At 70.2% G+C, this 22,677-nt stretch carries 27 protein-coding genes; all 27 read right to left on the reverse strand.

Translation table 11 applies throughout. The features are described from left to right. Positions 1–16 precede the first annotated feature (16 nt). Entirely contained in the window at positions 17–673 is a 657-nt protein-coding gene (locus IE318_RS19260) for a hypothetical protein (RefSeq protein WP_189901969.1), read from the reverse strand. A 113-nt stretch (positions 674–786) separates the two neighbouring features. Beyond that, the gene (locus IE318_RS19265) at positions 787–936 is read right to left on the reverse strand and encodes a hypothetical protein (RefSeq protein ID WP_189901971.1); all 150 of its coding nucleotides are present in this window, start codon (positions 934–936) and stop codon (positions 787–789) included. A gap of 7 nt (positions 937–943) precedes the next feature. Continuing rightward, positions 944–1,525 (reverse strand): hypothetical protein, encoded by a 582-nt coding sequence (locus IE318_RS19270; protein WP_189901973.1) that lies wholly within the window; start codon positions 1,523–1,525, stop codon positions 944–946. Between the two features lie 85 nt (positions 1,526–1,610). Continuing rightward, on the reverse strand, positions 1,611–1,790 hold the full coding sequence (locus tag IE318_RS19275; protein WP_189901975.1) for a hypothetical protein: 180 nt from the start codon (positions 1,788–1,790) through the stop codon (positions 1,611–1,613). Positions 1,791–1,865: 75 nt separating this feature from the next. Then, positions 1,866–2,774, reverse strand: a complete 909-nt coding sequence (locus IE318_RS19280; protein ID WP_189901977.1) for a hypothetical protein — start codon at positions 2,772–2,774, stop codon at positions 1,866–1,868. A 66-nt stretch (positions 2,775–2,840) separates the two neighbouring features. Next, on the reverse strand, positions 2,841–3,980 hold the full coding sequence (locus IE318_RS19285) for a PD-(D/E)XK nuclease family protein (RefSeq protein WP_189901980.1): 1,140 nt from the start codon (positions 3,978–3,980) through the stop codon (positions 2,841–2,843). 67 nt (positions 3,981–4,047) lie between these two features. Beyond that, positions 4,048–5,238, reverse strand: coding sequence for a DEAD/DEAH box helicase family protein (locus IE318_RS19290; RefSeq protein ID WP_189901982.1), 1,191 nt, complete (start codon positions 5,236–5,238; stop codon positions 4,048–4,050). A 27-nt stretch (positions 5,239–5,265) separates the two neighbouring features. Further along, the gene (locus IE318_RS19295) at positions 5,266–5,619 is read right to left on the reverse strand and encodes a hypothetical protein (RefSeq protein ID WP_189901984.1); all 354 of its coding nucleotides are present in this window, start codon (positions 5,617–5,619) and stop codon (positions 5,266–5,268) included. Positions 5,620–5,833: 214 nt separating this feature from the next. Then, a complete protein-coding gene (locus IE318_RS19300; protein ID WP_189901986.1) occupies positions 5,834–6,415 on the reverse strand; it encodes a hypothetical protein in 582 nt (193 codons plus the stop codon). 174 nt (positions 6,416–6,589) lie between these two features. Next, positions 6,590–6,826, reverse strand: a complete 237-nt coding sequence (locus IE318_RS19305; RefSeq protein ID WP_189901988.1) for a hypothetical protein — start codon at positions 6,824–6,826, stop codon at positions 6,590–6,592. Then, a complete protein-coding gene (locus tag IE318_RS19310; RefSeq protein WP_229903599.1) occupies positions 6,823–7,050 on the reverse strand; it encodes an Acb2/Tad1 domain-containing protein in 228 nt (75 codons plus the stop codon). Before IE318_RS19310 ends, IE318_RS19305 begins: the two co-directional genes overlap by 4 nt. Before the next feature lie 5 nt (positions 7,051–7,055). Beyond that, complete coding sequence (locus IE318_RS46325; RefSeq protein WP_189901992.1) at positions 7,056–7,922, reverse strand: GH25 family lysozyme; 867 nt, start codon at positions 7,920–7,922, stop codon at positions 7,056–7,058. A 13-nt stretch (positions 7,923–7,935) separates the two neighbouring features. Beyond that, positions 7,936–8,772 (reverse strand): hypothetical protein, encoded by an 837-nt coding sequence (locus IE318_RS19320; protein ID WP_189901995.1) that lies wholly within the window; start codon positions 8,770–8,772, stop codon positions 7,936–7,938. 63 nt (positions 8,773–8,835) lie between these two features. Next, positions 8,836–9,198 carry a hypothetical protein gene (locus IE318_RS19325; RefSeq protein ID WP_189901997.1) on the reverse strand — a complete coding sequence of 121 codons (363 nt, stop codon included), beginning with the start codon at positions 9,196–9,198 and terminating at the stop codon, positions 8,836–8,838. A gap of 73 nt (positions 9,199–9,271) precedes the next feature. Then, complete coding sequence (locus IE318_RS19330) at positions 9,272–9,454, reverse strand: hypothetical protein (RefSeq protein ID WP_189901999.1); 183 nt, start codon at positions 9,452–9,454, stop codon at positions 9,272–9,274. A 2-nt stretch (positions 9,455–9,456) separates the two neighbouring features. Further along, positions 9,457–11,832 carry a hypothetical protein gene (locus tag IE318_RS19335; protein ID WP_189902001.1) on the reverse strand — a complete coding sequence of 792 codons (2,376 nt, stop codon included), beginning with the start codon at positions 11,830–11,832 and terminating at the stop codon, positions 9,457–9,459. Between the two features lie 6 nt (positions 11,833–11,838). Further along, positions 11,839–12,927, reverse strand: coding sequence for a hypothetical protein (locus IE318_RS19340; RefSeq protein ID WP_189902003.1), 1,089 nt, complete (start codon positions 12,925–12,927; stop codon positions 11,839–11,841). Between the two features lies 1 nt (position 12,928). Beyond that, positions 12,929–13,858, reverse strand: coding sequence for a hypothetical protein (locus IE318_RS19345; protein WP_189902004.1), 930 nt, complete (start codon positions 13,856–13,858; stop codon positions 12,929–12,931). A gap of 10 nt (positions 13,859–13,868) precedes the next feature. Continuing rightward, complete coding sequence (locus tag IE318_RS19350; protein ID WP_189902006.1) at positions 13,869–14,768, reverse strand: phage distal tail protein; 900 nt, start codon at positions 14,766–14,768, stop codon at positions 13,869–13,871. Beyond that, positions 14,765–19,564 (reverse strand): phage tail tape measure protein, encoded by a 4,800-nt coding sequence (locus tag IE318_RS19355; protein WP_189902008.1) that lies wholly within the window; start codon positions 19,562–19,564, stop codon positions 14,765–14,767. The genes IE318_RS19350 and IE318_RS19355 overlap by 4 nt, the downstream gene beginning before the upstream one ends. Next, the gene (locus IE318_RS19360; protein ID WP_229903600.1) at positions 19,565–19,846 is read right to left on the reverse strand and encodes a hypothetical protein; all 282 of its coding nucleotides are present in this window, start codon (positions 19,844–19,846) and stop codon (positions 19,565–19,567) included. Between the two features lie 50 nt (positions 19,847–19,896). Continuing rightward, entirely contained in the window at positions 19,897–20,511 is a 615-nt protein-coding gene (locus tag IE318_RS19365; protein ID WP_189902010.1) for a hypothetical protein, read from the reverse strand. A gap of 17 nt (positions 20,512–20,528) precedes the next feature. Then, a complete protein-coding gene (locus IE318_RS19370) occupies positions 20,529–21,017 on the reverse strand; it encodes a phage tail tube protein (protein ID WP_189902012.1) in 489 nt (162 codons plus the stop codon). 143 nt (positions 21,018–21,160) lie between these two features. Then, on the reverse strand, positions 21,161–21,604 hold the full coding sequence (locus IE318_RS19375; protein ID WP_189902014.1) for a hypothetical protein: 444 nt from the start codon (positions 21,602–21,604) through the stop codon (positions 21,161–21,163). Continuing rightward, positions 21,605–21,856, reverse strand: coding sequence for a hypothetical protein (locus tag IE318_RS19380; RefSeq protein WP_189902016.1), 252 nt, complete (start codon positions 21,854–21,856; stop codon positions 21,605–21,607). Beyond that, positions 21,853–22,293 (reverse strand): HK97 gp10 family phage protein, encoded by a 441-nt coding sequence (locus IE318_RS19385; protein WP_189902018.1) that lies wholly within the window; start codon positions 22,291–22,293, stop codon positions 21,853–21,855. The genes IE318_RS19380 and IE318_RS19385 overlap by 4 nt, the downstream gene beginning before the upstream one ends. Further along, positions 22,277–22,672, reverse strand: a complete 396-nt coding sequence (locus IE318_RS19390) for a hypothetical protein (protein ID WP_189902020.1) — start codon at positions 22,670–22,672, stop codon at positions 22,277–22,279. The genes IE318_RS19385 and IE318_RS19390 overlap by 17 nt, the downstream gene beginning before the upstream one ends. Between the last annotated feature and the right edge of the window lie 5 nt (positions 22,673–22,677).

A 22,677-nucleotide genomic window follows, 5' to 3' on the forward strand; every position in this document is an offset into this window, starting at 1 on the left:
GGTTCAGGGGGTGGGGTCACAGCAGCGGCTGGCGGCTGACGTAGACGATCTGCAGGACGTCGCGGCGCTTCCACGCCGTCACCGGCCAGGTGGTACCGCCCTGTTCGTGGACCAGCTCCCAGCCGCTCTCCTCGAGGAGGTGGGTCTGCCAGCCGTACTCCTTGACCGCCTCGCCTTGGCTGTCGAAGGGGCCGCTGATGATGCGGCCGTGGCCGGTGTGCTGGGAGTTGACGCCGAGGAAGCTGACGGCGAACCGCTGCGCGGTCGCCAGCAGGAGCTCGCCGAGCTTGGTCCCGGCCTCGCGGGTGTCGGCGTCGGGCAGCGTCTTCAGGTGCAGGGCGATCGCGGCGAGCATCGTGACGATGTCCGCGCCGTGGGCTGCGTGTTCGCCGCCCTCGGTGGAGTCGTAGACCAGGGCGTCGTAGGTCGGGTTGTCGCGGTGGCCGCGCTGGATGATCCAGCCGGTGACCTGCTCCAGCCGGTTCGGCAGCTCCTCCTGGTCGTGGATGGCCAGGTGGCTGCCGTCGGGCAGGTCGACAAACAGGACGGTCTGCCCGCCGCAGGGGTCGACGTCGCAGACGAGGCCGACCGAACGCAGCGGCGTGGTGACCGGCTCGTACTGCTGCCAAAGGGCCTGCCATTCCGGGCGGTTGGCGCGTCCGTGGTCAGGCATGGGTGCGAGGTTCAACGTGATCTCCAAGAGGTGGATGGAACGGTACAGAGTTGTGGCACATCTGGGAACAGGGGCGGCGGAACTCTTTCCGCCGCCCCTCCCCGTCTTGCGGGTCAGTAGCTGGTCTTGCGGGGGATCCGTTTCATGCAGCGGATCTCGTCGGTGCACTGGGGCTTGCCGTCCCAGTACCGGATCTTGTCGGCCGGCCTGGGGTGCTTGCACCAGGTGCACACGATGCTTCCGCGCTGGCTGGCTGCGGCCATCGCTGGGTCAGCCGGCGTGCGCGGTCATGGCGTGACCGGGCGTGCCGCACCCCATGCAGCAGGGCAGGCCGTTGGCGTGGTGGCCCCAGCAGGAGCAGTGCCCGCACGGGGTCGTGGCCAGGCGGACGGGCAGTCCGGCCGCCCGCAGAACCCCCTGCAGGTAGCGGAGTTCAGCCAGCTGCCGGGCCGTCTGCTCGCGCTCGGCCTCCTCGACCTCGATCGTGATCCAGTGCGCGTGCGCGTCGAGGAGATCGGCCATGCGGCGGGCCTCCTCGGCGATCCGCCGCGCCTGGTGGGCGGCGTGGCGGTCGCGCGTGTGGTCGAGGTGGAAGCCGGCGCCGCCGACCTCGGCGAGGAGCTGGTCAGCGAGCTGGTCGCGGGCGTGCTCGGCCTCGCCGAGGCCGTCCAGGTGCGCCTGGGCGCGGGCGGTGTCGTCGTGGTCGGCGATGTCGCCGAACAGGGCGCCGATGCCTACGGGGTCCTCGCGCCAGGCGCGGGCGAGGGCGATCAGGACGGGGGTGACCTGCTGGGCGGAGTCCAGGACCAGGCGGTCCGGGGCTTCGCGGCGCAGGGCGGGCAGGTTGCTCATGCGGTTCTCCAAGAGGTCGTGTCGTTCGAGTGGTGTGGCACATCCGGACGCGGGCGGCGGAGTCATCCGCCGCCCGCACCGGGGGTTAGGCCGAGTGAACGGACGGATCCGTCACCGTCACAACGCCGTCGGTGTTCAGTGTCGTCTCGCTCAGCTTGGCGCCGAAGCACCACACCTCGGCGATCGTGAGGTCGTCGCTCACGTGACGGACTACCAGCTTCCAGCTGCCGCCCTCGCAGGTCGCGACGCTCTGCTGCTCGCTCATGTTCAGTTCTCCTCGCGGTGTAGGCCGGGCTTCTCCCTGCCCAACCCTCTTATTCTAAACCCATTCGGAGGGGGGTCAAGGATTTTTTTCGGGCGGCGGATCGCCCTGGCGCCCCCTCTCGCGTCCCTCGCGCAGACTCTGGCGCGCGAGTTGCCGCGCGGCCTCGACGTCCCCCGGCCGCTCCAGCGCGACGCGCCGAGCGCGCGCCAGATCCTCCTGGTAGCCGCGCAGCCAGTCCTGCTGCGCCTGCCGGTCGGCGTCCGCCCTGTCCCGCTCGCGGACCGCGCGCCCGGCGCGCGGGTTCGTGCCGCAGGCACGGCAGTTGGCGGCCGGGACGGAGTGTCTGGGGCAGCCAGCGGCGGGCTCCCCTGCGGCGCCAGCCGCGGGGGGTGGGGGGGAAGGAAGGACAGAGGAAGAAGAAGGAAAAGAAGGGGTTCCCCCGGGGGAACCCAGTGGGTTCCCCTCGCGAAACCCTGAAGGTTCCCCGGGGGGAACCCTCCCTCCCTCCTCCTCAGGGTTCCCCTGGGGGAACCCTGCCTCTCGCACGCCCTCCCCGGCGGCCAGCGCCCGCACGTCGATGTCCTCGTGCGTCATCGCGGGCTTGGACGGCGCTGCTCGAGTAACGCCGGCGCGGGCAAGCCGCGGGTTCTTCGGCGCGGCGTCAGCAGCCTTGAAGCGGGCCTCCAGATCGTCGTTGGACGGGATCGCAGGCACGCCCATGGGGAACACCCGGTAGACGGCGCGGCGGCCCGCCTTGCCGACCTCCACGCGCTCTATGAGGCCCTTGGCGACCAGGTCGGTCACGATGGTCATGCACCGCTTCTCGCCCACGCCGACCCAGGCACGCAGCCTGCGCAGGCCCGGCTTCGACAGGCGCGTCTCGTCGTCGGCCGAGTCGCAGATCTTCATCAGCGCCAGCTTCTGAGACTGGGTCACCACGTCCTCGGGCAGGTACGCGGCGACGACCATCAGGTGAATGGACAACGGAAGTTCCCTCCGTCGGCACGGCACCGCCCGCCCCGGCCAGGGGGCGGGCGGCGGCGCACCGGATCAGGCCTTGAAGGGCCGCACGATGATGGTCTTGGGCGTGGTCTCGGAGGTCTTCACCTCAGGGACCGCCAGGCCCGCCGTCTTGAGGTTGGTGACCATGCGGTCCTCGTCCGGCACCATCGGCACGGGAATGGCCGCGTCCTCGTGTAGGTCGACCATCGCCTGCACGTCGACGGCCCATTTGGGGTTCTCGCCGCCCCATGCCAGCTCGTTGGCTCCGTACGCGCCCGCCGGCGACGTCGCCAGCATGGCGCGGGCCTTCTTCTTGATCCGCTTGCCTTCGGTCTCCAGCTCGTGACCGCGCACGTAATCGGCGAGGGCCTGCGCCCGGTCGGCGTCGTCGTGGATGAGGACCGTCTGCACCGGCGCTTCCGGCACCTTGGGCAGCCCCCAGCAGGCCGTCATGAACGGGCAGTGGTCGCAGATGGCGTCCAGGCCGGGCCCGTCGAAGTCGCGGCGGGCCTGGTCGGGGCTGTCCAGCTCCAGCACGCGCTGCACCCACCAGCGGGCGCGGGTGGCCTCCATCGGGTCGAAGTCGAACTCCTGGATGTGCTCTTCGCCGTTGTCGCGGTTGACGAAGCGGAAGCGGATCCGCTCCACCTGCAGCGGGCCCAGCTTGGACAGGTACCGCTGGCCGCGTACGTCCTCGAAGCCGACCGTGCGCAGCAGATCGGCGTACAGGTACACCTGGCGCAGCTCGGCTGCGGTCGGACCGTAGCGGCGGACCTTGTCCCACAGGTAGGTGCTCTTGGTTTTGACGTCCTCCACCGTCACGCCGTGCTCGGCGGGCACCAGGGGCCGGTGCCTGGCGGGCAGGCGGGCGGCGGTGGCCTCATCGAGCTGCACGGCGTCGATGTGGCCCTTGATCGTCTCGTCGGCGACGGCGCGTTCCACCAGCCAGCGGTACTCGCTGCGTGCGGCCCCCAGCAGGCCCTCGTGGATGTAGGTACCGAGGATCGCGGCCTTCTTGTCGGTCTCATCGCTCGGGGCGGTCCCGGCGACGATGTAGGCGGCGCGGCGCTCGCACACGGTGTCCGAGGCGCCGAGATGCTTCTGAAGGGAACGGGGCCGTCTGGCGTCGACGTCGTGCGCGGCCGTCCACAGCGACGGCGTCGCGCTCTCTACGGGCTGAGCGGTCACAACAACTCCAGGAAGATCGGGGGCGGGCCGGGCCGAAGGAGGCCCGGCCCGCGAGGGAAAAGGGGGGTCAGGCGCGGGCGGCGGCCGTCTTGGAGACGGTGCGCTTCGCGGTGCGCTTGGCGGTGCGCTTGGCGGGGGTGGCGGCCTTGCGGACCGGGCGGCGCTCGCCCTCGTCCTCGTCCGGCTCCTCGCCGGCGTCTTCTTCGGCCCTGCGCTCGGCGGCGGCCCGCAGCTTGTCGGCGTCGGAGAGCGGGCCCTGACCCATGTCTGTGGGCGGGTTCTCGATCTCGGCGACCTTCCGTTCGATCGCGGCGCGGATGGAGACGACCTCGGCGCGGGTCAGGCCGCTGTCGTCGTCTGCGGCGTCCCACCACAGCTGGCGCAGCTTCTCCACGTCCCGCAGCTCGGCCACGTCGTGCTCGTCCAGCCAGCCCTGCACGCGGTCGCCGACCAGGGCGGGCATCTGGCGGGGCTGGGAGGACAGCGAGCAGCCGAGCCGGTTGAAGACCAGGTCCTCGATGCTGAAGTTGGGCAGGTCGAGCGGCCTGCCGTCCTCGATGCGCAGCTGCAGGGAGCGGGCCTTGATGACCTGAGGGGCGCGGCCGCGGCGCATCCGCACCCACACCGAGCAGTCGAACGCGAGGTCCTTCTGTGCCTGGACCTTCCACTCGCGCAGGGCGCGGCCGCGGTTGTCGGTGACGGGCTTGCCGTTGTCGTCGATGGCGGTGATCTGCTTGCCGCGGGCGGTGATGATGGCGATGCCGGGGAACGTCTGCAGCAGGTGGATGACCTCGAACCACCGCTCGGTGGCGTCGTTCCACAGGTTCATGCCGACTTCGATCGCGGCGTCGGGGTCGTCCTGCAGACGCTGCGCGTTGCTCCTGCCGCGCCGGGCCCGCTCGTTGGTCCAGGTCTTGAGCATCCGCCACAGCGAGGTACCGGAGTCGACGGACAGCACCACCGGCGGTTCGCCGGCGAGGGCGGCGCGGCGGGCTTCGTCGTAGACGGCGCGGATCTGCTCGTAGATGTCCCGGTAGGTGCCGTCGTGGTCGATGATCTCGTAGTCGGCGCCGGGGATGGCCGCGTACTCATCCGCGCTGCCCTCGGCGAGGTCGACCCAGTACATCTGGCCGATCAGCTCGGAGGCGGAGAACTCGGCGGCGGAGTACGTCTTTCCGGCCCCCTCATCCCCTTCGATGAGGATGAGCGGCCACGGCACGATGCCGGTCGGCTTGCGGGTCTTCAGCTTGATGCCCATCTGGGCTGCTCCAAGAGGTCGTTGGTCTCACGCGGCACGCAGGGCCCTGGTCTCGAACAGCCGCGCCCACTCGGGGTGGCGTTCGATCAGGAGCCGCACGTACCGGCTGCGGAAGTTGTTGTTCAGCCGGAAGGCGTCGCCGTGGGTGGCCTCGCCGTAGCGCCAGCGCAGGAGCTCGAAGAGCATCCCGATGCCGACGCGGCGAAAGCCCTTGGCGACGCAGTCCTGGGTCAGTGCTTCCAGGTGCCGCAGCACCCACGGGTTGAGGGCGTGGAACGCCTCGAACCGCTGCTGGATGGACTGACCGGGGTGGATCGCGGGCTGCTGAACGCGCTGGATGTCGTCCAGGCCGAGCAGTTGCTCCTGCTGGTAAACGGGCACAAGACCCCCGGAAGTGCGTACACCGCTTGAGTGGTGTGGCACATCTTTCATGAAGGGTCTGACACGATCAACCACCGGGGCGCCTCCTCGGGACCTCCGGCCGGCGGTCGGCGACCGCGCCACGGCGTGGACAGCGTGCATCGTTCCTCCAAAGAAAAGAGCACCGGCCCGCTCCGGGCCGATGCTCTTATTCTATCCCCCAATGGGGTCTGTGTCACACGGTTTGCCCAGGTCGCAGGGCCTTCGCGGCGGCCTTCCCACGGGGGACGATCACCGAGCCGGGGCCGGTGTAGCAGCCCTGCCTCAGCGCCGCCTCGACCTGCGGCACGATCGCCCACATCACGGTCCGCGACTTCGACCGGATCTCCGGCGCCGCCTCGATGAGGGTGTCCAGCAGCCACAGCGGCGACCCGGACAGCTGGTAGTCCGGCGGTACGAAGCGGCCCTGTCGCACCACGGCGGACAGGTTCTGCTGGCTGGACAGGCCGAACAGGGCGGTCGCCTCCTGCAGGCCGAGCACCGGCGGTATCTCCGCCTTGGTGCGCGCCCACACGCCGGGCTCCTGCGAGGCCACCAGCTGCTTCAGGAGACGCTGGTCCAGCTCCTTGCCCCGCGGTGTCATCGCCCCGAAGTCACGCACGAAGCTCAGCAGCCAGTACGGCGAGCCGGACACGATCACCGCGTGGTCGTAGTTCAGGGCACCGCGCGCCAGCCACGACGTGACCTGCTGGGCCCTCACCCCGTACAGCGCAGCGAACTCCTGCCTGCCGGCCAGGAACGCTTTCTTGGCCACCACGGACCCCCTTCTCCTCCACTGGACTGCACTTAGATTCTAAGCGGGGCGTGCGGGGCCGGGCTTTTCAGCGGACGCCTGGGGCCGGTCCGCCGGCACTGCTACGCTGAGGGCTCCAAGAGGTCGGGGCCCCCACCGCGTGCGGTGGGGGCCTTGGTCTTTCCCGACGCCGGGAAGCTACGCGGCGAGGTCGTACTGCGGAGGCTGGGCGTACCCGAGCAGCCACCCCCACTTCGGGGAGACGTAATGCTCGGCCAGCCGGAACACCGTGTAGTAGCAGAACGCGGCCACCGGCGTGAGCACGCCGGCCAGGGCCTGCGCGTCCAGGTGGAGACCGTGGGCTGCGGCCAGCGTCACCAGCCATCCGGCCAGCGCCGGGATGCCGGTGCGGATGAGAGACACGTACAGGTTCACGAGGTCACTTCCTTGGGTTGGCGGGCGATCGCGGCGTTCGCCCAGAACATGACTTCCTCGAGGCGGAACATGGCCGACTGCTTCTCCGCGCCGGCGGGCAGCTCGTTGTGCAGCATCAGCCCCAGCTCCAGGCACGCGGACCGGATGTCCTCATGCGCCTGGCGGCGCTCCTTGGTGTCGGCCGGGTGGAACGTGAACCGGCGGATGACGTCTGCCTCGTCCACCGCGCTCACTTCCCGCCGTAGGCGAGGGTGCAAAGGAACGCCCAGCCCTTCGGGCCGATCGCCGTGTCGTGCGGCTTGCCCTTGGACCGGAACTGCGGGTACTTGTCGAAGAACCGGTCCACACCGGCCTCCGTGCGCGGCCCGTAGTGGTCCGACAGGTCCGCGTCCGAGATCGTCATGAACTTGGCCGCGCGCAGCGCCTTCTGCAGCCCCCTCGCCGACGGCTTGGACTTGCCCGGCGCCAGACCGGTGGGGAACGCCGGCGGCACGTACCGCGGCTTGGGCGGCTTGGGCTTCGGCGGCGTCGGCGTCTTCGGGGCGCCCGCCCAGTCCTTCCATGCCTGCACGGAGGCGAAGTTGCACACGTCGACGTCCTGGCCGCCGCGGATGCCGTACTGGTGGATCACCCACTTGTGCTGCACGCGCGGCTTGCCCGCCGCCACGCCCGGATCGGCGATCCACAGGCCGTCACCGCACTCGGAGGTGGTGTCGTGCCGCTTCCAGAAGTCCAGGTTGCAGTAGAGGATCACCCGCAGGCCCGGCTTCAGCTTCTTCACGGCCTTCAGGAACTGGTCCTTCTCCGCGCAGGTCGCCGCGGTGTGCGAGGTCGTGGTCTCCCAGTCGCACGCCAGGACGTCGCCCGGCTTGGGGTCGGCGCAGCGGACGAAATACTCGGCCTGCGCCTGGATGTTGCCCGGCCACAGGAAGTGGTACCAGCCCACCTGCTTGCCGCCGTCGCGGGCGGCCTTCTCCTGCGCATCGCGCAGCGGGTTGGCGTAGGTGCGGCCCTCGGACGCCTTGATCAGAACGACGTCCACGCCGGACATGTTCGGGTGTGCCTGCAGGCTGCTGATGTCGATGGCCTTGAGCATCGGCCCCGTCTCCTTACTTCCGCAGTTGGATCGCGTCGGACTTGGCCAGTTGGATCGCGTCGATGTAGCGGCGCAGCCGCTGGTAGGTGGCGAGCGTCATCAGCCCGTCGCCGTCGTCGCCCCACGACCGCGACCAGGAGTTGCGGAAGCGGATGACGGTGGAGCCGGGCTCGACCCGGCCGGCGTGGTCCTGCACCACCTGCTCCAGGCCGGTCACGAAGATCTCGTGGCCGCCCGCCAGCGGCGAGGACTCCCAGTCGCCGCCGTCGATGAAGCCGTACCGGTCGGGCTCGAACCAGGCTTTGAACCAGGGCACCCCGAACAGCAGGCCCCCGGTCTGCAGCAGGGAAGCCACCGCCGTGGCGTTGGTGGCGTGCCGGTAGTGGCCGACCAGGCCGCGGCGCTTTAGGGCCTTGGCGATGGCCAGGCCCGAGCTGCCGGTGTCGGCAGGCGGGAACGTCCCGTCCGCGTCGTCCAGGCCGGTCGCCTCGGCGTACAGGCCGATCGCCCACTCCTCGACGCTCTTGGGATCGGCCAGGTCCAACCCGGCCGCCTTCGCCTCCGCGTCGTCGAGCAGCAGCGACACACCGGCCGTACCGGCGTTGCCCGTGCACGAGCCGAGCGCATCAACGTCCTCCGCGCCGGCGATGACCTGGGACAGGTGGATGCCCTGCGCGAACAGGTCCTCCTGGTCCAGGACCGGGATGCGCGGCGTGTGCTGGACGGGCTTGAGGGCCGCCCCGGTGTGCTCGTGCACCCACTGCAGGGAGCGGGCGTCGAGGACCTGGTGGCGGCCCAGCTTGGTGTGGTGTGGGTAGCGGTGGGTGAGGATGCCGTGAGTAAGAGGCACGTCCGGTGCCGTTTCTCCCCCGCGCCGGACGAACGAAGAGTGTGCTGCCGCGGCGGGGCGCCGCTACGGGCTCGCCCCGACCTTGCTGGTCAGCCACAGCTGCAGCAGGGCGACCAGCAGCGGCGCCACGAACGCCGAGATCAGCCACTTGCGGGTGCTCGCCGCCTGCTGCTGGTCACTCTCGCGGACCCTGGCCGCGGTGCGCTGTGCTTCCTCCATCGTGGCCAGCCGCGTGTTCACCAGCCGCTGATCCGCCTGGTAGACCTCCTTGGAGACGGTCTCCTCGAAGCGGGCGTTCATCGCGGCCAGGTCTCCGCGCAGATCGTCACGCAGCTGCTGAATGCCGCTGTTCTGGTCCTCGCGCAACTGCTGCAGTGCGCGGTGCAGTTCCCACAGGGTGGGCTCGGCGCTCGGCGGCTGTGTCACCGCGCACTCCTCCGATAGGCGCCCCCGCGCCGCCCACGAGTCTACGGGCACGGGGGGACGCCACGTCAGTCGCTCAGACGGGCACGATGTCGGTGACGGCCTGCCCGCACTGAGCGCAGACCGCGCGCCAGGTGGGCGGAACCGAACACGGGTACATGGCCACGGTGTACGTGACGTCCTCCACCGGGCAGCCGGGGGTGTGGCAGGTGGCCTGCATCATCGTGGGCGTGGCTTCCTCTATGGGGGGCGTGCTCAAGGTCAGACTCCTATGGCGAGGTAATCGACGGCGGTGGCGATGGCGGCGTCTCGGGTCAGCCACACGGTGAGGCCGCTGCTGCTCGTGTCAGAGACGGAGACGCCCTTGACGGCTGTGCCGGGGACCGTGGTTGCGGCGGTGGCCTGGCCGAAGAACGAATTCCCGGCGAGTCCCAGGCCGGTGATCGTGTAGGGGGTGGGCGTGTTGCCCGCGGTAGGGGTGATGGTCACCCTGCCCGTGCGCAAGTTGGCTGCGGTCAGAACGCCGACCACCGTCAGTTTTCCTGCGGCTATGGCCTCTTGGGTTCCGTCTGCGTAGGTGTAGGCCTTGAACCCGCCGAGGCTGGCAGACCGGGATCCGTCCGTGGACGTGCTGATTTCAACGCTCTGCGGTGTGATGGCATCGATCTGGGGTGCGTTGATGAGGAGGGAGGACGTAACCACACCGGCGTCCGTCTGGACGGAGCCCTGGATGAAACCTGGGAGGGTTTCGCGGGCATGGCCGCTGTAGGCCTTGATCTGGTTATCCGAGCCGATCTCGATGCGTTTCCCGGTGGCCGTGGTACGGAGCAGAGCACCAGTGATCGTCTGGCCGTCGATCGCGCCGGCCTTGATGTTGCTGGCGGTGATGCCGCCGGACTCGACGACCTCGATGGCGAACATGTCCATCTCGACCGTGCCGCTGCCACCGTTGTAGTTGGTGTAGAGGACGGGCGAGATGTAGCGGACGTTGGAGTGCAGCTGCATGGGCGCGTTGGCGTTCGGCGTGACCCCTCTGGCGGGGCTGTCCGAGGTGCCCTTGATGTAGCCGGTGTACGTCACCCAGCCCCCGCCGGCCACCAGGTCTTGGGAGTCGGCAGCCGGATAGAACTGGGTGCCGCGCGAGTTCGCGCCTGTCTGGTTGACGAAGGTGACACCGTCGGCGGCCAGACCCATTACGCCCACGTATAGCTTCTGGTTCGTGCCGGGCGTGGAGTTGGCGACGGTCTGCCGGAACCGGCCGCTGACCCGGTACGTCACGGACGGGTCAAAGGGGATCTTCACATCGGGCCGGTTGGCGCCCGCCACGGGGCCAACGCACCGCATCACGTTTCCGCCGGACTGCGCGTCCGTGACAGCGACCGTGGTGATCGTGGGGCTGTTCAGACTGTTCCACTTCGAGGCGTTGTCGCCGAAGTCGTACCATTTCTGTCCGACCTGCCCGGCCAGGCCGGCGGTCAGCCGGTCGACGGAGATCGTCCCGGCCTTGATGGCGGCCGCGTCCAGGGTGCCCGTGATGACCGAGCCACCGTTGATGGTGGTGGTCTGCGGGATCTGCCCGGCGCCCATCTGGGTGGGTGGCAGGGTCACTCCGGAGCCGATCGAGCCGGTGACCGTGGTGGCGGAGCCCGCCGTGGTGGCGGAGCCCGCGGTCGTCGCGGTGTTGGCGGTGGTCGCCGTGGTGGCCGAGGCGACTGTGCCGCTGACGTTGGCACCCGAGATGACCAGGCTCGTCGCGTCGATCTGCGACGCCTTGATCTTGCCGACGGTGATCTTGGCGGCGTCGATCGAGGAGATGATGCCCGACGCCGCGGTGATCGTGCCGACAGCCATCTGGTCGGCGGTGATCGTGTTGGCGACGAGCCGGTCACCGGTGATGCTCAGGCCCTTGATCTGGGCGGCGGTGAGGCTGGCCGCCACCAGCCTGTCGGCGTCGACCGTCCCGGCCGCCAGGACCAGGCCGTCGATCTCGCCCGCGACCAGCTTCGGCGTGCTCACCGCGCCATCAGCCAGGACGGTGCCGTCCACCGCCCCGGCTTCGAGCTTCGCCCGGGTGACCGCCCCGTCAGCGAGCGACAGGTCGGTGATGATGCCGTCCAGGACCTCCTGAGCGACGACCGGAGCGGGCCCGACCGGGCCGGTCACCGGGGACGGCTCGGAGGTTATCCCCGACGTGGAGACGCAGATCAGGCGTATCCACGTCGGCAGGCTCGCCGGCACCGTCATGGTGCCGCCCGCGGCGGTGTAGAACCCGGAGAACAGGGAGTCGTCGGTGAAGTCCGGGTTGGTGGAGGAGTGCACCGCCACGTAGGCGAAGTCGGTCGGGGCCGTGCTGCCGTCAGCGAACGCACCGTCCCAGGTGACGGCCACGCCACCCAGGACCGACGTGACTTCGGGCGTGGACGGCACGGGCGGGGGCGGGCCGTTGACGGCCTGCATGCCGACCGTGCCGTCCGCCTGCAGGCCGATGCTGCCGCGCAGCAGTCCGTCGCCGTCGTAGAAGCCCAGGGAGCCGTTCTCGATCGAGGAGTAGGCCAGGCGGCTGGACCGCGACATGTCGCGCACCAGGCGCTCCAGGGTGGCGATCCTGACCGCCAGGCCAGCAAGGGTGTCAGCCAAAGGGGTTCAGCCTCCGTAGATGAAGGAGTCGGCGGGCGCGAGGCTCACCGACATCCGTTCCTGTTGGTCCCCCTGCGCCGGCGTGAGCGTCCATCCGGTCACTCGCGCCCAACCGTCGTAGTCGGTCCACTGGTCGTGGACCTGCACCCGCACGTCGTCACCCACCTGGAAGGAGCCGAAGCGGGCCGCGGGGTGGTCAATGAGCTCGACCTGCTCGATCGAGCCACGTTTCTGGCGGGCGACCCGGCCTTGGCGGGCCTTCGCCGCCAGCTGGTCCTGTCCCTTGACCGTGGGCAGGTCCAGGACCTCTTCCAGGCGCAGCCGGCCGTCCCGTACGGCGTCCACGACGTGGCGCCGGGCCTGCCCCTCGCCCGCCCCCAGAGCGACGACGACCTGCGCGTAGGCGTCGCCGTCGTAGGTGACCGGCGTCGAGTCAACGATGTTCACGCCGCTCGTGAACGACACATCGGTGCGGCGAGTACCGAGGCGGGGCCAGCCGATCTGGATGCGCCGCTCGGGCTTCCCGCCCACCCAGGACACGCGCTCGGTCCATTCCGGGCCGCCGAACACGGCGACCGCATCGGAGACGACGTCGCCGAGGGCCGGGGCCTCCCACCAGGCCGTCGCGTACGGCTCCTCCGGGGTGCCGATCGTCGCCTTCGAGGTGGTGCCGTCCACGACCACGCCCAGGTCGCCGTCCGCCTGGGACTGGCAATACGCCCACACGTCGCGGATCAGCTTGCACGGGTCGGCGTTGGTGTAGGGGCCCCGCCCGTTGAGGTTGCCGTCCACGTCGTGCCGCTTGTTCAGGTACGAGCCGAACCCGGCCGCCTCGATGGGGTACTTCGCGCCCTCCGGCTCCGCCCGCCAGATCAGGCCGCCCCACATCAGCCGCGAGTCCCGCTCCGCGAAGATCAGCGTGTTGCCGGGATCGACCATCGAGCCGAGGACGTGCGCCAGGTGCGGCTCCAGCGTGGCCTGCATCTGACCGGGCCCATTCAGCTCCGGACCGTAGCTGACGTCGGTCAGCGGCAGATCCCACGCCAGGACGCTGCCGCTGACCGCATCGCACGTCAGGTAGCGGTAGGAGGTCACGTCAGAACACGCCCTCGTTGAACTCCACGTCCGCGATGAGTGACGTGGCGCCGTCCACACTGAGGTTGCCCCACTCGACCCTTGACGGCTGGGTGCGGACGTACAGCAACTGCGTGGTGCCTCGCGCAGCGGCCGACAGGGTGATGGAGTCGGCGAGAACGATGGTGGAGCGCCGGACGCCAGTGCCCTGGTCGTCGTCGATGGCCGTGCTCTGCCCCGGGTCCGAGCCGAGCATCGTCTGCATGCTCGCGAACACGTTCGAATCGGAAAGCCGCAGGCCCGCCAGGGTGACGACGACTTTCGCGGTGATCGCCCACGACGGGATGGCGACGTTCCACCGGGCCGCAGTCGGCCAGTTGTACCAGACGCCGTTCTGCGCGGTCAGCGAAGACAACGAGCTGGGAAAGGCGGTGTAGAGCTGCCGGTCCCTGCGCGGGTTCGCGATCTGCCGCAGGTCGGTGATCATCGCGTTGGTGACGGTGGCGGTGTTGGGGGGGAGCGCAATCCTGGCAAGGGGTATCGCGGTCATGCCCGCCGGCGGCTGCGTCGCCGTAGCCGACACGTTCGACACCACGTCGAAGAAGCCGATGTCGTCCGAGGCCGGGTTCAGGCTGCCCTCGTACTCGGGGTCTAGGACGCGCAGCACCACCATGTCCGTGCGGGCCGTGCCCCCGGTCGGGGCGATGTTCACCAGGGCCGTGCCCACGTTGTACTGGGTGTAGGAGCCCTGCCCCCAGGAGGCGCCGCGCACCACCCCGGAGCCGTCGGCGACCTGCACCCCGGCGCCGGGGGTGGTCTGCTGGGTCACCTTCAGGTCGTTGTACTCGGTCACGCCCTGCGATCCGCGTGATAGGTCGCGGATCATCATGCGCATGGTGCGGGCGGGGTGCGTGCCACCGTTGATCATCATCGGCGGCTGGATCAGCGTCATCTTCGCTTCCTCACAGGGCGGTGTAGGCGTCGCGCCACGACACGGTCAGGCGGCAGGTGTTCGTGTAGTCCGTGGCCGTCCAGCGGACCTCGCTCGTGCCAGGCGGGATCTGGAACAGGTCCATGCGGGACCCGGAGGTCAGCGCCGGCGCCGCGTTGCCGGACCCGTTGCGCAGCACCCAGCGGGTTCCGGGCCGGGTGTCGATGTCGATCCGCTCGCCGGCGGCCAGGCTCGTCTGCAGCTGCAGGTAGCGGCCGGTCTCCACGATCCACACCTTCGGGTTGGTGACCGGGCCGTCGAAACGCACGGTCGGCCAGGCCGGCTGGTCGCCCTCGTTGGTGATCCAGCCGGGCCGCTCGGCAGGGTTGGACACGCCGGTGGTGATCGGGGCGACCACCGGCGCGGTGAACCCTTGGGAGTCATCCGAGATGTCCAGCGGCAGCATCAGGCCCTGCAGCTGGTCGCCGTGCCAGCGCGGGTCGGTCACCGCGAACTCCAGCGTGAGCGGAATCCACCCGTACACGGCCTGCGACATCGACACGGGTTCCACGCGCCGCCACCGGCCGAACAGGCACTTCGTGTCCCGGCCGGGCATCTTCACCCGCAGCGTCGCCAAAGCGCCCGCCGTCTTGCGGATCGAGTCGGTGCCGGTGATCTGCTGCAGCTGGGCGAGGAGGTCGAGGGCCTGGCCCGGATCGGCGGGGGTACGGATACCGGCCTCGATGGACAGGGTGCGTATCCCGAACAGATCCAGGCCCGGAAAGCCGCCGTCGTCGGTGGGGTTGTCGACGTCGGCGGTACGCCGGTCCGGGGCGCCCACCCCGGTTACGTCGCCGACTGGCAGCAGCGTGCCCGTCCCGATGGCCAGGCCGCCCACGTCGAACTGGTAGTCCTCCAGAGCGATCGTCACAGCTTGCCTCCTCGCTGCGCGGCACGAAGGCGCCGCATCACCTCCGCGCCGATGTCCTGCGCCAGCCCGCGGCCGTCCGCGCCGGCGGCAACGTTCACCGGCATCTGGCAGATCAGCGGCCGCGCCTGCTCTCGCACCACGACGACCTGCACCGCGCCGGACGGCTTGGCATCCACCCGCGTCGGCCCGGTCACACCGTGCGCGGTGAGGGTGTAGCCGAACCGGTGGGCGACGTCCTCGAGCACGGCCGTCGCTTGCGACCGGCTGGACTGCCCGAGCGGGATGTACGCCTCGCCCTCTGTGGGAGGCTCCGCGAACTTGATCAGCCCGTTGCTCGTCGCGTACAGGCCGGGCGTCAGCACGCCGCCCAGCGCGTACGACAGGCCCTTGTTGGCCCGCGACAGATCTGACAGGAACTGCGTAGCCCGCTTCCCGAGGGCCTTCGACAGCTGCGACTTGCCGGCGTTGGCCACCTCGATGATGCGGTCCTCGCCGAGCTTGGTGCTGTCCGCGACGTCGTGGATGCCGGTCTTCGACGTCTTGATCGCGCCGATGATAGACAGCAGGTCGGCCATGTCCTCATCGGGCAGCGTCGCCGACGCGGCCTTGGAAGCCTTGTCGGCCTTCGCCGCGGCCGACTTGCTCTTCACAGCCTGCGCCGCGAGGTCCTGCGCGGCCTGGTCGCCCTGCGCGGCGAGCCGCGAAGCAAGGTCCCCGTAGCCCTCAGCCGCCAGCGTGGCGAGGTTCTTCTGGAAGTCGGCGGTCTGCTTCGTCGCGCCGGACAGCTGGCTGGTGTAGTCCGACAGGCTCGCCTTGGCGGTGTCGGCCAGCTTCTTCAGCTCGGCCGCCATCTCCTTCATGTACTTCGAGCTGCCGGTGGCCATCTTGTGGGTCAAGGCGATGCCGTCCTCGCCCATCGCCTCCAGCGCATCGGCGACGTCCTGCCCGGCACGGTGCGCGACCGTTCCCAGGTCCTTACGCCACCGCTGCGCCTCCCACACCGAGTGCTTCAGGTTCTTGGTGAACTTGTCCAGGTCGACCGCGTCGCCCTTCTTGTTCATCGAGTCCGACGCGATGGACTGCAGGGAGAACAGGCCGCCCGTGCCGCCCGCCGGCGTGTACGACCAGTTCGAGAGACCACCACCGGCGTGGTAGGTGACGGTCGCCCCGAAACGGCGTGCCACCTCGTCCAGGATCTCCTTGGAGCGGGCCCGCTTCGTCCGGGCCAGCGGGATGTACGCCTCCCCGTCGGTCTCCGGCTCCGCCCACACCCGCCACGTCCCCGCAGGTGCGATCTGTGCGATGTGATTCTCACGACGCATGCCGCCGTCGGCATAGAACGACATCAGGCCGCCATCGGCCAGCAGCGGCTTGTTCCTCCACGGACCCGTGCCGCCGACGCGCGGAATCACCTCAACGGATACCGGCGCCGGCGGGTTGACGCTGATGGAGATGTTCTTCGTGCCGGGGATCTCCTGCACGCTCACGCCGATCGCCTGCAGCTGCGCTTCGACGGCCGCCATGTCCCCGGACAGCAGCGCGGACGTCAGCGACGCCGCCGCTTCGGTGCCCTTCGACTTCGACACCTGCGTGATCAGGTCCAGCATCCCCGACCACTCGCCCTTGGCCTGCGAGCCCGCCGTTTGGAACGCGCTCACGACGCTCTGCAGGTCGGCGGCGGTGATCGGCGGGTCCGCGCCCCAGATGGCGTGGATTTGGTCCATGGCGTGGGTGACGTTGCCCGACAGCAGGGCCTGCTGCAGGGCGGTCGCCGCGTCCGCGCCGCCCTCGGATGCGACCCTGGCCAGCAGGTCCATGCCGCGCGACAGCTGCGTGCGGGCGGAGGAGCTGCCCATCTTCACAGCCCGGCTCATGTCGGAGACGGCCATCTTCTGCATGACCCGCGCGAACTTCCCGCTGTCGTTGGTCTCGGCGGCGTCCGCGAACTCCGAGGCGATCTTCTTGCCGTAGCGGGCTGCGATCGCGGGCAGCTGCGCCAGGCCCGCCCGAAACGCCGGCTGGGCGCGGGCCGCCGACTCGCCGATGATCGACTCCAGCTCGTCGGCCACCTTCGTCTTGCCCTTGCTGAGCTGGGTCACCAGTTCGTCCAGGATCGGCGCGGAGGAAACGCCCAGCTTGGCGAAGTGGTCGGCGAGGTCGCCGTATCCGGCCATGCCCAGCTTGGACAGGTTGCCCTGGAAGCCGCGCAGCGCCTTCAGCTGGTCGCGCAGCTCCTTCATGTAGTCCGACAGCGTGGCCTTGGCGTTCTTGTTGGACTTGGCGACCTTGTCCTGCGCGGCCTGCCACGCCTTGGCCGGGTCGACGATGGAGCCGAGCGCGTCGGCCATCGCCTTCATCTCGTCGGTGTACGCCGGCAGCCCGTCCTGCCCGGTCGGCACGAGCTTGTCGAGGTTCCACGCGTTCGCCGCGCCGAGCTTGGCCTGCTGCACCTTGGCGTTGACGATCTGCATCGCCGCAGCAAGGTCGGCCTCCTTCTTGACCGCGTTCGACCAGATCTTGTGCTGGTTGTCCAGCACGGCCATGGCCTTCTGGCCCTGCGTGGTCAGCGTCGTGGACACCTGGCCGGACGGGTCCACCGAGGCGAAGGAGGCGTTCTCCCAGATCGTCTTCTTCAGGGCGGCAAGCTTCGACCCGCCGGTCGTGATGGCGTCCAGGGCGTCCGCCATGCTGATGCCGACCTTCTTGAGCTTGTCGGCGTCGTCGGAGTTGGTCAGCGACTCCGTCAGCGCGCGCAGGCCCGCCCCCTGGTCGCCCTGTTCCCGCTCGGCGCGCAGCGCCGTCACCAGGTCGTCGGTGGCCGCCTTGGCCTTCTCCTTGGACGCCGAATACGCCGCGTAGGCGAGCACGCCCACCGTCAGCAGCGCCGTCAGACCCGACACGGCCAGGCCCGCGCCCCGAAGGACCGCGGGCATGACCGCGCCCCCAGCGGAGGCTTCCGCCTGCGCTACCCGGAACGCCTGCCACTGCGCGGTGAGCTTGGTGACCGCGGCCAGGGCGAGCGCCCCACCGGCAGAGATCGCCAGCAGCCCGGCACCCATGTTCTTCAGCGGGGTCGGCGCGTCCGCGATCGCGCCGGCGAACACGGACAGGGCGTTCCCGACGGTCTGCAGCACCGGCAGCAGCGCCCGCCCCAGGTCGATCCCGAGGGCCTTGCTGCGGTTGACGAACATCTGCCACTGGCCAGCGGCCGTGTTCATCTGCATCTCGAACGCCTTGTGCGCGGCCCCGGCCCGCTCCACCTCGTTGGCGATGCCCTGGTAGGTGTCGGCGTAGTTCTTGCCGTCGTTCGCCGCGAGGGCGAGCATCGCGCGGGAGGCCCGCACATCGTGGAACAGGCCAGTGATCGCCTCAGCGGAGCCGTGAGTGGCCTGGGTCAGCTTGTTCACCACGACGTACAGACCGTCCTGCTGGACCGCCGACGCCGCCGACTCGTAGCCGAGCTTGTGCATCATGTCGGTCAGCTCTTGCGTCGGCTGCATCATGCGCGTCATCAGCATGTTCAGGCCGGTCGCGGACTCGGCTGCCGGAACGCCCGCCAGGGTCACCGCGGCGTACGCGGACGCCAGATCGTCGAAGGAGATCCCCGCCGCGGCAGCCATCGGCACGATGTCGCCCAGGTGCAGGGCCAGCTCCTCGAAGGAGATGACGCCCTTGTTGACGGTCTGGAACATGATGTCCATCACGTCGGCCGCCTTGGACGCCGGCAGGCCGTACGCCTTCAGCACACCCAGCAGCGCCCGGGCGGAAATCTCCGTCGTCGTCAGGCCCGCGCTGGCGCCCTTCGCGGCCACCGACAGGATCGTCATCGCGTCCGCGCCGTCGAAGCCGGTCGACACAACCTGGTACAGGCCCTCAGCGAGCTGGTCGGCGGACTGCGTCATCCCCTTGGACAGGGTGACGATCTGGTCGGTGAACCCCGACACCGTGGACGCGTTGATCTGCTGGGAGATCGTCATGACGTTCGCCATGCGCTTCTCCAGCTGCACCGCGCCGTAGACGCCAGCGGCGAGCACCGCCGACAGCACCACGCCCGTCCTCTGGTAGCCGTCGATGCGGGCCTGCGTCGCCGCGCGGGTCTCCGCATCAGCGGCGGCCTGCGCCCGCCGTACCGCCGAGGCGTTCGCCGCGGCCCGCGCGGACGCGGCAGCCTCCGCCTCATCGCGTGCGGCCAGCGTCGCCGTGGCCCGCGCATCCGCCGCCGCACGAGCCTGCGCGGCCCGCGACGCCACCCCGGAAGCGCGGGTCGCGGCGGCCTGCGCGGCAGCGGCCCGCTCCTCCTGCAGCGTCTGCGCCTGCGCGGCCCGTGTCGCCGCCGTGGCGGCAGCGTTCGCGGTGGCCTGCGCTGCCGCCGCGCTCCGCCCGGTCGCCGCCTGGGCGCGGGCCGCCATGTTCTGCGCGACCGCCTGGGCGCGCATGGTGCGCTCGCCGGCGGCCACGGCCAGCGCCCGCTCCCGCTCCGCGCGCGCCGCCAGGTTCGCCGCGAGCACCGACGCCCGGCCAGAGCGTTCGGAGGCGGCAGCGGCAGCCGCCTGCGCGGCCGCGGTGCGCTCCACCGCGGCGGTGACCCTGGCCTGCCCCAGAACGGCGTCAGCGGACGCCGACGCCTGCAGCCGTGCGAGCCGCTCGGTGGCCGAACCGGTCTCCAGCAGGGTCCGGTTGACCTGCTGCAACTGACCGTCGAAGGCCCGCAGCTGCGACGCCGACGAGCGCAGGCCACCGGTCAGCCCGGAGGTCCGCGCGGTCAGGTCGACGTACAGGTTGTAGGCGCTGCTCACCTACTGCTCCCGTCTGGGCCTCAGCCCGATCTTGACCCCGCGCCCCTGTGGACCGTCCGGCACTTGCTCACGCTCCATCTCCAGCAGCTCGCACCCTGGGCACACGGTGGCGTCGGAGACGTACGCGAATCGGTCCCCGCCGAGCTCCGGCCGCCACTCGTCCGCCCTGGTGCCGCACCCGGAGCACACCGCCCGCGTGTACGCCAGCCACGCCAGCGCCTTCGCCCGGTCCAAAGCGGTCCACCGCCCGTCGCCGGCCCCCATGAATTGGCTGTGTGGCATTCCATAGGTGTGGCACAGCTCCATCTCGGCCCGGAACGACGGGTCGGAGATCAGCCTTTTCCCAGGTCCGCGCGCAGTGTCTGGTTGACGACCAGGGCCGCCGTGAACAGGGCCTTGGCTTCGGCGTCCGGCCAGGCGTCCAACAGCTCCTGAGCGTCGGCGACGGACATGCCGTCGACCTCGGCGCCCGACTCGTCGCGCTCCACGTGGCAGGCGGAGATCACGGCGGCCGGGAACGTGTCGACGTTGTACTCCATGCCCTTGTCGGCCTGCGCCTCGGTCGGTGCGTGGTCGCGCAGCAGCTGCTCCCACACCGGCCGGGGCAGCGCCCGGAAGGTGAGGACCAACGTCGCCTCTGCTTGGGCGTCCTGAGCGCGGGTCAGGGCCACATCGGCGGCCACGACTTGCGGGTTGGACGCCACCCACGCCTCCCGCTTGTCCTCGCTGATGCCCTGCTCGACGCATTCGGCGACGGCGGCGGCGCGGGCCTTGGCCAGCTCCAGCGCCGCATCCGCGACGGCGACCTTCACGGCCTCGTCGTCGCAGATGGACAGCGTCGACTCGGGCAGCTTCCGGGCGCGCAGCCGCGCCATCTTCGCCGACCAGTGGGCGTCCTTGGCGACGGCGGCGGCCGGCGGCTGGGCGCTCTTTCGTGTGCTGCTCATGCGGCATCCCCCTCAGGTCAGACGGCGGCCGGGATCGCGGCGTCCAGCGTGGGCTGGCCCGAGATCGCGAAGGTCACCGTGAACTTGGCCGGGTCGTTACCGGCGGAGTAGGCGGGGGCACGGCCCGCGACACGGACGGGGAAGATGTCCATCGACTTGCTGGCCTCGACGTCGCCCTTACGCATGATCACGATGTAGCCGACGACGCCCTTCGACAGCAGCGTCTCGATGGTCTCCTGCGCCTGGTCCTCGTAGAAGGTGAGGCTGGAGGAGTCGGCCTTGTCCTCGCCCGGGATGTTCGTGGTGAGGGTCGAGCCCATGTCAGGGGTGTCGATGGGGCTGTTGGCCAGCGACCAGCCGGCGACGTCGGAGATGGAACCCGACAGGTCGGTGGCGTTGGCCGCGGCCAGCTCGGTACGGGTCGGCACGTTGCCGGTGTCGGCGATCGCCTTCAGGAAGTAGAACTTGGTGATGCCGCGGCGCATGAACCGCTGCTGGGTAGTCACGGGAGTCTGCCTCTCCGGGGAGCCCGGCCCCCGGCGAGTGGCGGAGGCCCGTCCCCAACAGGTCGCATAAGCGAGCCAGGGGTCAGCCCGTGCCGGTGTGGCCGGACGTCCGCGTGATGGGCCTCCGCGGTGAGGAGCGTTCGTCAGCCGGCCGGTGAAGAGACCCGCAGGGCGAAACGCTGCACGTAAGTGTAGGTCCCGGACGTGACAGTCGTGCCGTCCTCCTGGTCCAGGGTGCGGTCCATGACCCGCCCACCGGCCACGTTGATCGGGTTGGCGAACTGTCCGCTGCCGGGCACGCGGGCCAGGAACGCGGACCGCACCTTGTCGGCGTGCAGCGACACCTGCTCGGCTGTCGTACCCACCGAGGAGATCTGCACGTACACCTGCGCGTCCGCATCCGGGTCACCGAACGGCGGCCCGTACCCGGCAACCTGCCCCAGCTCGTACAGCACGCTGTACGGGATGGCGTTGCCGGTCGGCTTGTCGTCGGTTGTGGGCGCGGTCCCGTACCCGCAGGAGCGGCCCGTCGCCGCCGTCAGCATCGCCTGCACGGCCAGGGCTACCTGGCGGCCCGACACGCTCATCTACTCGCCTTCCTCCTCGCCCGCCAGTCTCGTGGCGGTGATGACGGCCTCGATGTCCGTGACCGCGTACCGGTGCAGGCCCAGCTCATCCCACACGGGCATGGTGGCGGGGGTGGAGCCCCGCAGCAGGCCCAGCTCGCCGGTACCCTCCGCAACGACCTCCACCGCGAACACCAGCCGCGACACCAGACCGAAGCCGTGCGCGCTCATCACGCTGGCGACGGCCTGGTGCAGGTCCTCCGCCAGGCTCACGACAGGCCACCGTCCACGATCCGCCCCAACGCCTCCACGAACTGCGGCTCGATGGCGTGCACAGCAGGCCCCAGGTGCGGGTAGGGCGGCTGGTCGAAGATGCGGCCGAGACTGTCGGGGCCGATGTAGCCGTACTCCAGGCGGCGCCCCTGCGGCTTGTTCGTGCCGACCGTCCCCGACACCGCCCCGCCCGCCGTGTGCACCTCGTGCGTCCACGAACGCCGGTAATCACCCGTGATCACGTTCGGGCCCGGCCTGCCGCTCGCGTTCGCCTTCACCTGGGTCTCCAGCAGCATCGCGTAGTGCCGCACCAGCGCCACCGCCTGCGGCAGCACCCGCGCGGCCCGCTCGTCAAGCAGGGCCGCCAGCTCGGCCGCGTTCGTGTACGCGCCCCCACCGGGATGGGCGTTGGGGTGCGCGTTACTGGGGGACGCCATCGGCTACCTCCCTCTTCCACTCACCCCGCGCCCACTCCTGCAGGAGCCGCAGCATCGCCCGCGTCAGCTCGTTGGGCCCACCGTCCATCAGGTCGTGCCGGGCCAGCACCTGCCGCTCCAGCTCGCCGGCGTCGATCGCGGCGAGGAACGCCGCGGCGGCGGGGCCAGGGTCGGGCGGGTCACCGATGACGACGCGGGCCAGGCCCTCGAAGTCGTCCTTGACCAGCTGGGACATCTGCAGGACCAGCACCGGCGGCGCCCCGGCCGCCTGGCTCAGCTGGTAGCCGCGCACCTGCTTGCTGATGTCGCGCCCGTCAAGGGCCAGCGTGGCGGTGGCGTGGGAGGCGCTGATCCGCACCTGGTGCAGCTCGTCATCCATGCAGA

It is taken from the genome of Streptomyces spiralis (assembly GCF_014654675.1).
GTDB lineage: Bacteria > Actinomycetota > Actinomycetes > Streptomycetales > Streptomycetaceae > Streptomyces > Streptomyces spiralis.

Excerpts from the sequence above, each read along its gene's own strand:
- IE318_RS19375 (WP_189902014.1), bottom strand. The coding sequence starts at position 21,604 with ATGAGCGTGTCGGGCCGCCAGGTAGCCCTGGCCGTGCAGGCGATGCTG.
- IE318_RS19345 (WP_189902004.1), bottom strand. The coding sequence starts at position 13,858 with ATGACGCTGATCCAGCCGCCGATGATGATCAACGGTGGCACGCACCCC.
- IE318_RS19270 (WP_189901973.1), bottom strand. The coding sequence starts at position 1,525 with ATGAGCAACCTGCCCGCCCTGCGCCGCGAAGCCCCGGACCGCCTGGTC.
- IE318_RS19260 (WP_189901969.1), bottom strand. The coding sequence starts at position 673 with ATGCCTGACCACGGACGCGCCAACCGCCCGGAATGGCAGGCCCTTTGG.
- IE318_RS19290 (WP_189901982.1), bottom strand. The coding sequence starts at position 5,238 with ATGGGCATCAAGCTGAAGACCCGCAAGCCGACCGGCATCGTGCCGTGG.
- IE318_RS19365 (WP_189902010.1), bottom strand. The coding sequence starts at position 20,511 with ATGAGCAGCACACGAAAGAGCGCCCAGCCGCCGGCCGCCGCCGTCGCC.
- IE318_RS19390 (WP_189902020.1), bottom strand. The coding sequence starts at position 22,672 with ATGGATGACGAGCTGCACCAGGTGCGGATCAGCGCCTCCCACGCCACC.
- IE318_RS19385 (WP_189902018.1), bottom strand. The coding sequence starts at position 22,293 with ATGGCGTCCCCCAGTAACGCGCACCCCAACGCCCATCCCGGTGGGGGC.
- IE318_RS19275 (WP_189901975.1), bottom strand. The coding sequence starts at position 1,790 with ATGAGCGAGCAGCAGAGCGTCGCGACCTGCGAGGGCGGCAGCTGGAAG.
- IE318_RS46325 (WP_189901992.1), bottom strand. The coding sequence starts at position 7,922 with ATGCTCAAGGCCATCGACATCAGCAGCCTGCAGGCACACCCGAACATG.
- IE318_RS19360 (WP_229903600.1), bottom strand. The coding sequence starts at position 19,846 with ATGCCACACAGCCAATTCATGGGGGCCGGCGACGGGCGGTGGACCGCT.
- IE318_RS19265 (WP_189901971.1), bottom strand. The coding sequence starts at position 936 with ATGGCCGCAGCCAGCCAGCGCGGAAGCATCGTGTGCACCTGGTGCAAG.